7 protein-coding genes are annotated in these 10,036 nt (G+C 68.4%); 3 read left to right on the forward strand and 4 right to left on the reverse strand.

Annotated elements, in window-relative coordinates; all coding sequences use genetic code 11:
- The first annotated feature begins 322 nt into the window (after positions 1-322).
- Positions 323-1,525 carry a maltoporin gene (locus ACK42S_RS12105; RefSeq protein WP_409707638.1) on the forward strand — a complete coding sequence of 401 codons (1,203 nt, stop codon included), beginning with the start codon at positions 323-325 and terminating at the stop codon, positions 1,523-1,525.
- 10 nt (positions 1,526-1,535) lie between these two features.
- On the opposite strand, the gene ACK42S_RS12110 is transcribed toward ACK42S_RS12105, so the two are convergent.
- Positions 1,536-2,690 carry a trypsin-like peptidase domain-containing protein gene (locus ACK42S_RS12110; protein ID WP_409707641.1) on the reverse strand — a complete coding sequence of 385 codons (1,155 nt, stop codon included), beginning with the start codon at positions 2,688-2,690 and terminating at the stop codon, positions 1,536-1,538.
- A gap of 108 nt (positions 2,691-2,798) precedes the next feature.
- On the opposite strand from ACK42S_RS12110, the gene ACK42S_RS12115 reads away from it, so the two are divergent.
- Complete coding sequence (locus tag ACK42S_RS12115; RefSeq protein ID WP_409707644.1) at positions 2,799-3,548, forward strand: Nif3-like dinuclear metal center hexameric protein; 750 nt, start codon at positions 2,799-2,801, stop codon at positions 3,546-3,548.
- 166 nt (positions 3,549-3,714) lie between these two features.
- Positions 3,715-4,860 (forward strand): ABC transporter substrate-binding protein, encoded by a 1,146-nt coding sequence (locus ACK42S_RS12120; RefSeq protein ID WP_409707653.1) that lies wholly within the window; start codon positions 3,715-3,717, stop codon positions 4,858-4,860.
- A gap of 45 nt (positions 4,861-4,905) precedes the next feature.
- Here ACK42S_RS12120 and ACK42S_RS12125 read toward each other — a convergent pair whose 3' ends face one another.
- The 3 genes from ACK42S_RS12125 to ACK42S_RS12135 form a co-directional block, all read right to left on the reverse strand.
- Positions 4,906-6,543 (reverse strand): MFS transporter, encoded by a 1,638-nt coding sequence (locus tag ACK42S_RS12125; protein WP_409707647.1) that lies wholly within the window; start codon positions 6,541-6,543, stop codon positions 4,906-4,908.
- Between the two features lie 68 nt (positions 6,544-6,611).
- The gene (locus ACK42S_RS12130; RefSeq protein WP_409707650.1) at positions 6,612-8,912 is read right to left on the reverse strand and encodes an NADP-dependent malic enzyme; all 2,301 of its coding nucleotides are present in this window, start codon (positions 8,910-8,912) and stop codon (positions 6,612-6,614) included.
- 130 nt (positions 8,913-9,042) lie between these two features.
- Entirely contained in the window at positions 9,043-10,026 is a 984-nt protein-coding gene (locus ACK42S_RS12135; RefSeq protein WP_409707656.1) for an MDR family oxidoreductase, read from the reverse strand.
- Between the last annotated feature and the right edge of the window lie 10 nt (positions 10,027-10,036).

A 10,036-nucleotide genomic window follows, 5' to 3' on the forward strand; every position in this document is an offset into this window, starting at 1 on the left:
ACGCAGTTCGCGGCCTGGGTCCAGTCGTGGCTGAGCGCCGAGGCCGGCCTGTGGGCGGCCCAGGTGTTTGCCAAGCACACCCGCGCCCCCGACGCGGAAGAAGACCTCGCGGCCAAGTAGCGCCGCACTCCCCCTGCTCAGACGACGTTCTGCGCTGGCCGCCTGCAGTGCGCGCCGGCGCACTCGCGCGCGCCTGTTCGCCCATCGGTATTAACCATGTATTAAGACTTTAAGATTAATTAAATAATCGTGCCGGCCCCCAGGGCGATCCTGCCCGAAGGTTTCCCAACCAAAGCAAGTAGAAGCACGAGGAGTCTTAACAATGGATAAACATGTTCGCCATCTGGCGAGGTGCATGGCCCTGGCCGCTGCGGCCGGTTTCGCGGCGCCCCAGGCCTTGGCCCTGGAGAGCCACGGCTATTTCCGCGCTGGCCCCGGGGCCACGAAGAAGGATGCCGCTCGCGCCTGTTACGGCCTGCAGGGCCCGGGCCTGAAGTACCGGCTGGGCAACGAGTGCGACTTCTATGGCGAGTTCTTCCTCAGCGAAAACTTCAAGGCCGGTGATGTCGACACCAAAATCCAGTTCACGCCCAACCTCTACAACGCGGGCACCGACACCAATGACGCCAAGCTCGGCCTGGCCGAGATGTTCGTGGAGGGCAAGGGTTTCGACATCGCGCCCGAGGCCAGCTTCTGGGTGGGCAAGCGCTACCACGCCCGCGCCGACGTGCACATCGTCGACACTTTCTTCACGATCCAGGATGGCGTGGGCGCCGGCATGCGCGGCCTCTCGGCAGGGCCGGGCAAGTTTTCGCTGGCCTACTTCCGCACCGACGACGGTGTGAGCGGCACCGCGGGCGACCAGCCGGGCCACCGCGTGAGCGCCGAGTGGTATGACCTGCCCATCAATGCCGGTGGCAAGCTGCGTCTGGTGGGCACCTACACCAACGGCAGCTTCTCCGGCGGCCAGGACGGTGTGGCCCTTACGGTGCAGCACAACCAGGAGAACTTCCTGGGCCTGGGAGGGGGCAACACCCTGTGGCTGCAGTACGCCCAGGGCTCGGCCAACCTCAACACTGGCTTCGGCAACCTCTTGGCAGGTTCGGGCCACAAGGGTTTCCGAATCGTCGATGCCATCACCTGGCAGCGCGGCGCCTTTGGCGGGCAGGCGATGGCTCTGTGGCAGACGGATCGCCTCGAGGGCGGCGACAAGGTCAACAGCCTCTCGCTGGGCGGCCGGGCATCTTATGCCCTGACCCGGCACTTCAAGATGGTGGCAGAGCTGGGGCATTCCCAGCGCAAGCCCGACGGCGGGGCGGCCCAGAAGCTCACGAAGTTCACGCTGGCGCCCACTCTGAGCACCGGCCCCGGGTTCTGGACCCGTCCGGAGCTGCGCCTGTATGTCACCACTGCCAAGTGGAATGATGCGGCCAATGCAGCGGCCGGTGCGGGCGGCGTCACGGGCCTCGGTGACGGCAAGACCTCGGGCACCAGCTTTGGCGCCCAGGTCGAGGTGTGGTGGTGACCTGAGCGCTTCAGCGCGCGCCGCGGGTGCGCTGCTGGGCAGGCCGCTGGGCGACCTGCACCTGCAGCCCGAGGCGCTCGTTGGCGCGCTGCACCGTGATCGTGGCCGTGCTTTCGGGGCGCAGCGCTGCCACGGCATTGAGCAACTGCACGGTGCTGGTCACCGGCTGGTCTTGCACCTGCACGACCACATCGCCGGGCCGGATACCGGCCTCCTGCGCCGGGCCGCCTTGCAGCACCCCGGTGATCAGCACGCCCTCGCGGATCGGCAGGTTGAAGGTCTGGGCGAGTTCGGGCGTGAGGTCCTGGGGCTCCACCCCGATCCAGCCTCGCGTGACCCGGCCGTCGCGGATCAGGCTTTCCATCACCTGGCGTGCCGTGGTGGCCGGGATCGCGAAGCCGATGCCCATGCTGCCGCCCGAGCGCGAGTAGATGGCCGTGTTGATCCCCATCAGGTTGCCGGCCACATCCACCAGGGCGCCGCCGGAGTTGCCGGGATTGATGGCCGCATCGGTCTGGATGAAATTCTCGAAGGTGTTGATGCCCAACTGGTTGCGTCCCAGGGCACTGACGATGCCCGCGGTGACGGTCTGGCCCACGCCGAAGGGATTGCCGATGGCCAGCACTACGTCGCCCACCTGCAGCGTGGCAGCGTCACCGAAGCTGATGGCGGGCAGGTCGGGCAGGTCGATCTTGAGCACGGCCAGATCGGTCTCGGGGTCGGTGCCCACCACCTGGGCGCTGGCCTTGCGGCCATCTACCAGGCTGACCTCGATGTCGTCGGCGCCCTCGATCACGTGGTTGTTGGTGAGCAGGTAGCCCTCGGGCGCGACGATGACGCCTGAGCCCAGGCCGGTCTGGGGCTGGTCATCCGCCGGGTCGCCGAAGAAGAAGCGGAACCAGGGATCGTTGAAATGCGGGTTGCCCACTGGGGCCTTGCTGGTGGCGATGTTGACCACCGCGGGCGAGGCCCGCTTGGCCGCCGGTGCCAGGCTGCCGGGGGGATGGTCCTGGCTGAGCAAGATGGGCGTCTCGGTGATCGTGAGGGTCGGGATCACGCTGCCGGGGGCGCGGCGCAGCCATTCGGGCTTGAGCGTGGCCACGACGAAGAGCACCGCCACCGCGACCGTGACGGCTTGCGAGAAAATCAGCCAGGTTCTGCGCATACAGTGAGTGAAAGGACGCCCGATGAGCTGCCTGCAATCCGGCACCGGCCCCGCCGGGGCCCGCACGCTGCAAGCCTGGTCCCGGGCGGCATGGGGGAGGCCTGAGGCATGATCCACCGCGATGAATTCGGCGCGCAGGTGCACGCCTTGCTGGAGGCGGATCGCTTCCGTGATTATGGGCCGAACGGTCTGCAAGTCGAGGGCCGAGCCGAGATCCGCAAGCTGGTCAGCGGTGTGACGGCCAGCCTGGCCCTGATCGAAGCGGCGGCCCTCGAGGGGGCCGACGCGATCCTCGTCCATCATGGACTGTTCTGGCGCGGGCAGGACGGCCGGGTGACGGGCTGGATGAAGCGGCGCCTGCAGGTGCTGCTGGCCCACGAGATCAACCTGTATGCCTACCACCTGCCGCTGGATGCCCATCCGCAATGGGGCAACAATGCCCAACTGGGGCAAAAGCTCAGGCTGTCGGTGCAGGGGCGCTTTGGTGACCAGGACCTGGGCTTCCTGGGGGTGCCGGCCCAGCCGCTCACTGTGGCCGCTCTGACGGCCTTGCTGCAGTACCGGTTGGGCCGTGTCCCGGTGGTGGTGGAGGGCGACGGCCGGCCGCTGCGGCGACTGGCCTGGTGCACCGGCGGTGCCCAGGGCTATTTCGAGGCGGCCATCGCGGCCGGGGCCGACGCCTTCCTGACCGGCGAGATCTCCGAGCCCCAGGCCCACTACGCCCGCGAGACCGGGGTGGCCTACTTCGCCTGCGGCCACCATGCCACCGAACGCTTCGGGGCGGCAGCCTTGGGGGCCCATCTGGCCGAGCGCTTCGGCCTGGAACACCGGTTCATCGACATCGACAACCCAGCCTGAGGGGCTGCGCGCACCTGCCGCCTGAAGCCCTCCGCGCTCGTGTGAACGAGTTGGCGCGGCGCGCATGGATCTGCGTTGATGTTCGTCAATCGCACCTGTATTAAGGGTTTACCCTTGGTTCGTCCCTACAATCCGCGCGGCGAGCCGCTACGAGCGGCTCGTGTGGATGATCCTGACCGGGGAGAGCTTGATGAAAACCACATCATGGGTGGCGCGCGGCTTGGTCGCGCTGGGGGCTTGCGCGTTTGCCGCGCTGAGCCAAGCGCAAATCGTGGTGGGGCAGGTGGCGCCCTTCAGTGGCCCGCAGGCGGTGACGGGGCGGGCCATTCACGCAGGAGCCAAACTGTATTTCGAAGCCGTCAACGCCCAGGGGGGTGTCAAGGGGCAGCGGATTCGCTTCGTGACCCGCGATGATGCGCAAAAGGCTGACGAAACGGTGCGTCAGGTCAAGGCGATGATGGCCGAGGACTCGCCGGTGGCCTTGATCGGTACGGTTGGCACGACCAATTTGGAGGCGTTGGTTCAGGATGGGGTGTTGCTCACCCATCGAGTATCCATGGTGGGCGCTGTATCGGGCGCAGCCTCGGTGGCCAAAGCGCAGAACATTTATGTCGTCAAGGCCAGCTATCACGATGAGATCGGCCGTTTGTTTCGGCAGTTGTCCCAGATGGGTGTGCGCCGTGTCGGCTTGCTCTATCAAGATGACGGGTTGGGGCAGGATGTTCGTACGGGGGCACAGGTGGCGGCACAAGCGCATGGCATCACCCTGGTCGCGCAGGCGCCCTATCCACGCAACACCACCGAGGTGATGCCTGCGGTGAACCAGCTGGTGCAAGCCAATCCTCAGGTGATCTTCCTGGGGGCCACGACGGCCGCAGCCATCGAGTTTGTGCGCCGTTACACAGAGGCTGGCGGTCAGGCAACGATGTATGGCATGTCGATCATCGACACGGACGCTTTGCTCAAAGCGCTGGGGCCTGAGCGCGCGCGGGGCTATGCTTTCTCAGTGGTCTTGCCCTTGCACAACCGCCAAGACCGTGCCGTGGTGCGTGAGTACCTCGCCTTGCGTGAAAAGTCCAAAGATCCGGATTTGTCGGCGCGTTCGATCGAGGGATTCATCGCTGCCAAAGCGCTGGTCCATGCGTTGGAGCGTGCACCGCGTTGGACGCCAGAGGCGGTCAGTGCCACCCTGAGCAGCCTGCGCAACCTGGATGTGGGTGGCTATGTGCTGGACTTCAGTCAACAAGGGCGCACAGGGTCCCGGTATGTCGACTTTGCCATGATCGGATCGGGCGGCAAGCTGGTGCAATGATCAGCCCGTGGGCACCGCGAGTGCCCGAGGCGGGCCTTCAGTTGTTCAACGGGGATCCACCGGTTCGGCGATGCGTCGCGTCACCACCGGGGGGCGGTCGCCGATGTGGAAGGCCAGGCGGCGCTCACGCAGGTGCACGTCGGCGGCGGTCACGCGGTCGAAGCGCCGCAAGTGCTCGACCCAGGACTCGTCGATGAAGTACTCGGTGTACAGGCCCGGGTCGTTGACGTCGCGGAACAGCTCCCAGGCCAGGGCGCCCTGGCGCAGGCGGCTGCGCCGGCTTTCCTGCATCACCTCGCGGAAGGCGGCAGCCTGCGCCGGGTCGATGCGGTATTCGATCGTGACGAGCACCGGCCCGGCATCGGGATCGACCGGCGTGGCGGTCACTGGGGGCTTCCAGGCCTGCGAGGGCGTGAGGTCTTCCTCGGCCCCGCCGTCGACCACCATGCGCCGCGCCCACAGGAGCAGCAGCATCCCGGTGGCGGCCGCGGCCAGCAGGCTGGCGGGCACACTGGCGAGGCTGGCCACCTTGCCCCACAGCGCCGCCGAGAGTCCGGCGCTGCCCATCAGGGCCATCTGGTAGATCGACATGCCGCGTGCGCGCACCCAGTCGGGCAGGGCGAGCTGGGCGGCCACTGTGAGGGTGTTGGCCACGGTGATCCAGGCCATGCCGCTGACGAACATGGCCGGCACAGCCAGCCAGGCCTGGGGCGCAAAGGCCACGACGACGGTCATGGCCGCCTGCAGCACCGAACCGCCGTTGACGAGCTGGTCACGGGTGTAGCGCGCGCGCAGCCTGGGCAACTGGGCTGCCGCCACCACGGCGCCGCTGCCCATGGCCGCCAGCAGCAGGGTGAAGGTGCCCGCGCCGCCGCCGTCCAGGCCGCGCGCGATCACCGGCAGCAGGGCCAGCACGGCGGTGGACTGCAAGAAGAACAGTGCGATGCGCACCAGCACGGCGTGCATCCGTGTGGACTGGCGCACATACTGCCAGCCCACGCGGATGGCGCCGACGAAGCGCTCGCCGGGCAGGGCGCTGACGGTGCGCTCGCGCTTCCAGCGCAGGATCACGAAGCCCGCGGCCACCGACAGCACGGCATTGAGCACGAAGACATAGGCGCTGCCCAGGCTGGCGATGATGGCGCCGGCCAGCAGCGGGCCGATGATGCGCGAAGCGTTCATCGCAATCCCGTTGAGCGCCAGGGCGGCGGGCAATTGCAGGCGCGGCACCAGCTCGGGCACGATGGCGGCGAACACCGGCCAGCGCATGGCCAAGCCGATGCCGTTGGCGAAGGTCAGGGCCAGCAGCAAAGCCGGTGTGATGAGCTGGGCCAGCACGAGCACGCAGGTCACCACCGCCACGGCGGCCACCCAGAACTGCGTGACGACGAAAAAGAGCCGCCGGTCGAGGATGTCGGCCAGGGCCCCGCTGGGCAACCCCAGCAGGAAGACGGGCAGCATCGAGGCCGTCTGCACCAGGGCGACCAGCGCCGGCGAGGTCGTCAGCGTGGTCATCAGCCAGGCGGCGGCCACATCGTTCATCCACATGCAGGTGTTGGCCGCCAGCCAGGTGAGCCAGAGCATGCGGAACACCGGCTGGGCGAGCGGGGCCCAGGCCGAGGCCGACGCCGCTTTCGCGGCGGGCGCTGGGGCAGGGGAGGCAGAAGGCTCGGATGGGTTCAAGGCAACCTCGATGATGCCTCAAACCCGCCGAGCGTGCGCGCGCGGCGAAGGCGGCGTTCAGTCTAGATTCAGCCGAGCGCGTTGGCGTCGGCCACGGCCAGCGCGGTGATGTTGACGATGCGTCTCACGGTGGCCGAGGGCGTCAGAATGTGCGCCGGTGCGGCCGCGCCCAGCAGGATGGGGCCGACCGTCACGCCCTGGCCGCCGGTCATCTTCAGCACGTTGAAAAGGATGTTGGCGGCATCCAGGTTGGGCAGCACCAGCACATTGGCCGCGCCGCGCAGGGTCGAGCCGGGCAGGTAGGTCTCGCGCACCGCCTCGCTCAGGGCCGCGTCGCCGTGCATCTCGCCATCGGCCTCGACGTCGGGGCGGCGTTGCACGAAGAGGTCGCGCGCGGCGCGCATCTTGCGTGCCGAGGGGCGCGTGCTGGAGCCGAACATCGAGTGCGACAGGAAGGCTACACGCGGGGGCAGCCCGAAGCGGCGCACCGCATCGGCGGCCTGCACCGCGATGTCGGCCAGCGTGGCGGCGTCCGGGTCCTCGTTCACGAAGGTGTCGGCGATGAATAAGGTGTGCTTGTCCAGCATCAGCGCGTTCATCGCGGCGAAGCCGCTGGCGCCAGCCTTCAGGCCGATGAGGTCGCGCACGTGTTCCAGGTGGGCCTCGTAGCGCCCCACCAGGCCGCAGACCATCCCGTCGGCATCGCCCAGGTGCACCATCATGGTCGCAATCAGCGTGTTGGAGCGTCGCAGGGCCACCTTGGCCATCTCGGGGGTCACGCCGTCACGGGCCTTGAGGCGGTGGTAGGTCTCCCAGTACTGGCGGAAGCGCGGGTCGTCCTCGGGGTTGACCACCTCGAAGTCGCGGCCGGGCTGCAGGCGCAAGCCGGCACGTTCCAGGCGCATCTGGATCACGTGGGGGCGGCCCACGAGGATGGGCCGGACCAGCTTTTCGTCCAGCGCGATCTGCACCGCACGCAGCACGCGTTCGTCCTCGCCTTCGGCGTAGGCGATGCGCCGGGGCGCAGCCTTGGCCGCCTGGAAGACCGGCCGCATGAACAGCCCCGTGTGCGTCACGAAGCGCGTGAGCGATTCGCGGTAGGCGTCCAGGTCGGCGATCGGGCGGGTGGCCACGCCGGAGTCGGCCGCCGCCTGGGCCACGGCCGGGGCGATGCGCAGGATCAGACGGGCGTCGAAAGGCGTGGGGATGAGGTAGTCGGGCCCGAAGCGCAGCTCACGCCCGGCATAGGCCGAGGCCACCTCGTCGCTGATCTCGGCCTTGGCCAGGTCGGCGATCTGGCGCACGCAGGCCACCTTCATCGCCTCGGTGATGCGCGTGGCGCCGCTGTCGAGCGCGCCGCGGAAGATGTAGGGAAAGCACAGGACGTTGTTGACCTGGTTGGGGTAGTCCGAGCGGCCGGTGGCGATGATGCAGTCGGGCCGCGCCGCCTTGGCCACCTCGGGGCGGATCTCCGGCTCGGGGTTGGCCAGCGCCAGGATGATGGGTCGCTCCGCCATGGTCTTCACCATCTCGGCGGTGAGCACGCCCGGGGCCGAGCAGCCCAGGAAGACGTCGGCGCCGCGCACCGCGTCGGCCAGGGTGCGCGCCTCGGTCTTCTGCACATAGCGTTGCTTGGATTCGTCGAGCCGGTCTTCGCGGCGGTCGTGGATCACGCCCTTGGAGTCGCACACGAAGATGTGCTCGCGCTTCACACCCAGTTCCACCATCAGGTCCAGGCAGGCGATGGCCGCAGCCCCTGCGCCCGAGACGGCGAGCTTCACGTCGCCGATGCGCTTGCCCACCAGCTCCAGGCCATTGAGCAAGGCAGCGGCGGAGATGATGGCCGTGCCGTGCTGGTCGTCGTGGAAGACGGGGATGTTCATGCGCTCGCGCAGCTTCTTCTCGATGTAGAAGCACTCAGGCGCCTTGATGTCCTCGAGATTGACGCCGCCCAGCGTGGGTTCGAGCGCAGCGATGATCTCGATCAGTTTGTCCGGGTCCTTCTCGGCCAGCTCGATGTCGAAGACGTCGATCCCGGCAAACTTCTTGAACAGACAGCCCTTGCCCTCCATGACCGGCTTGCCCGCCAGCGGGCCGATGTCGCCCAGCCCCAGCACGGCGGTGCCGTTGGTGACCACACCGACGAGGTTGCCGCGCGAGGTGTAGTCGGCCGCCAGGCGAGGGTCCTCCTCGATGGCCAGACAGGCATAGGCCACGCCGGGCGAGTAGGCGAGCGAGAGGTCGCGCTGGTTGGACAGCGGCTTGGTGGGTGCCACGGCGATCTTGCCGCGCACCGGGCTGCGGTGGTATTCGAGGGCGGCGTCGCGCAGGGCCTGTTCGGCGGGCGACAGCGGGGTCTTGGCGGCCATGAGGTGCTCCTTGAAGCTTGCGGGACGCTGACGTCCCCGCAAGCCTCAAGCCTACCCTTTTGCGCGGCGCGGATTCATGGCGTGGAAGGTTGGGCAGCTTACGCCGGGTGGGCCTTCCCCGGGGCGGCGTTCACCGCCACACGTCCACCACGGTGCGCCCGCGCACCTGGCCCGCCAGCAGCTTCGGACAATACCCGATCACCTCGCTCAGGCCGATCTCGGTGATCATCGCCTCCAGCCGCTGGGCCGGCACATGCTGCGCGAGCAGGTCCCAGGCCCTGCGGCGCGTGTCGTGGTCGGTGAAGACGCTGTTGATGCCGTACAACGTGACCCCGCGCAGAATGAAAGGCATCACCGTGCCGGGGAAGTCGGCCCCCTGGGCCAGGCCGCAGGCGGCCACGGCGCCGTTCCAGCGTGTGGCGGCACAGGCATTGGCCAGGGTGTGGCTGCCCACGGTGTCGACCACGCCGGCCCAGCGCTCGCTCTGCAGCGGCTTGCCGGGTTGGGTGAATTCCTGGCGGTCCACGCAGCGGGCGGCGCCCAGGCTGCGCAGGTAGTCGGCCTCCTGGGGCCGCCCGGTCGAGGCCACCACCGTGTAGCCCAGGCTGCCCAGCAGAGCCACCGCGACCGAGCCCACGCCGCCGGCCGCACCGGTGACGAGCACCTCGCCGTCTCCTGGCTGCAGGCCGTGACGCTGCAAGGCCATCACGCACAGCGCGGCGGTGAAGCCCGCGGTGGCAATCGCCATCGACTGCCGGGCGGTGTAGGCCGCCGGCCGTCGCAGCAGCCAGCCGGCCTTCAGCCGGGCCTTCTGGGCCAGGCCCCCCCAATGCGTCTCGCCCAGGCCCCAGCCGGTCACGACCACCGGGTCGCCCGCGCGCCAGGCCGGATCGGTGCTGGCCTCGACCGTGCCGGCCAGATCGATGCCCGGCACCATCGGCCAGGTGCGCACGATGGCCCCGCGGCCGGTCACGGCCAGTGCATCTTTGTAGTTGAGGGTGGAGTATTCGACCTTCACGGTCACCTCCCCCTCGGGCAGCTGGGCGTCGTCCAGGTCGACCAGCGCGGCGCGGGTCTGGCGGTCCTCTTGGGTCAGTAGCAAGGCTTTGAACATCGGGGCGTCT

It is taken from the genome of Caldimonas sp., from assembly GCF_046289365.1.
Classification (GTDB): Bacteria; Pseudomonadota; Gammaproteobacteria; order Burkholderiales; family Burkholderiaceae_C; genus Caldimonas.

What these genes read in the sequence shown, in the direction of transcription:
- ACK42S_RS12130 (WP_409707650.1), bottom strand. Translation starts at nt 8,912, where the DNA reads ATGGCCGCCAAGACCCCGCTGTCGCCCGCCGAACAGGCCCTGCGCGAC.
- ACK42S_RS12120 (WP_409707653.1), top strand. Translation starts at nt 3,715, where the DNA reads ATGATCCTGACCGGGGAGAGCTTGATGAAAACCACATCATGGGTGGCG.
- ACK42S_RS12110 (WP_409707641.1), bottom strand. Translation starts at nt 2,690, where the DNA reads ATGCGCAGAACCTGGCTGATTTTCTCGCAAGCCGTCACGGTCGCGGTG.
- ACK42S_RS12105 (WP_409707638.1), top strand. Translation starts at nt 323, where the DNA reads ATGGATAAACATGTTCGCCATCTGGCGAGGTGCATGGCCCTGGCCGCT.
- ACK42S_RS12135 (WP_409707656.1), bottom strand. Translation starts at nt 10,026, where the DNA reads ATGTTCAAAGCCTTGCTACTGACCCAAGAGGACCGCCAGACCCGCGCC.
- ACK42S_RS12115 (WP_409707644.1), top strand. Translation starts at nt 2,799, where the DNA reads ATGATCCACCGCGATGAATTCGGCGCGCAGGTGCACGCCTTGCTGGAG.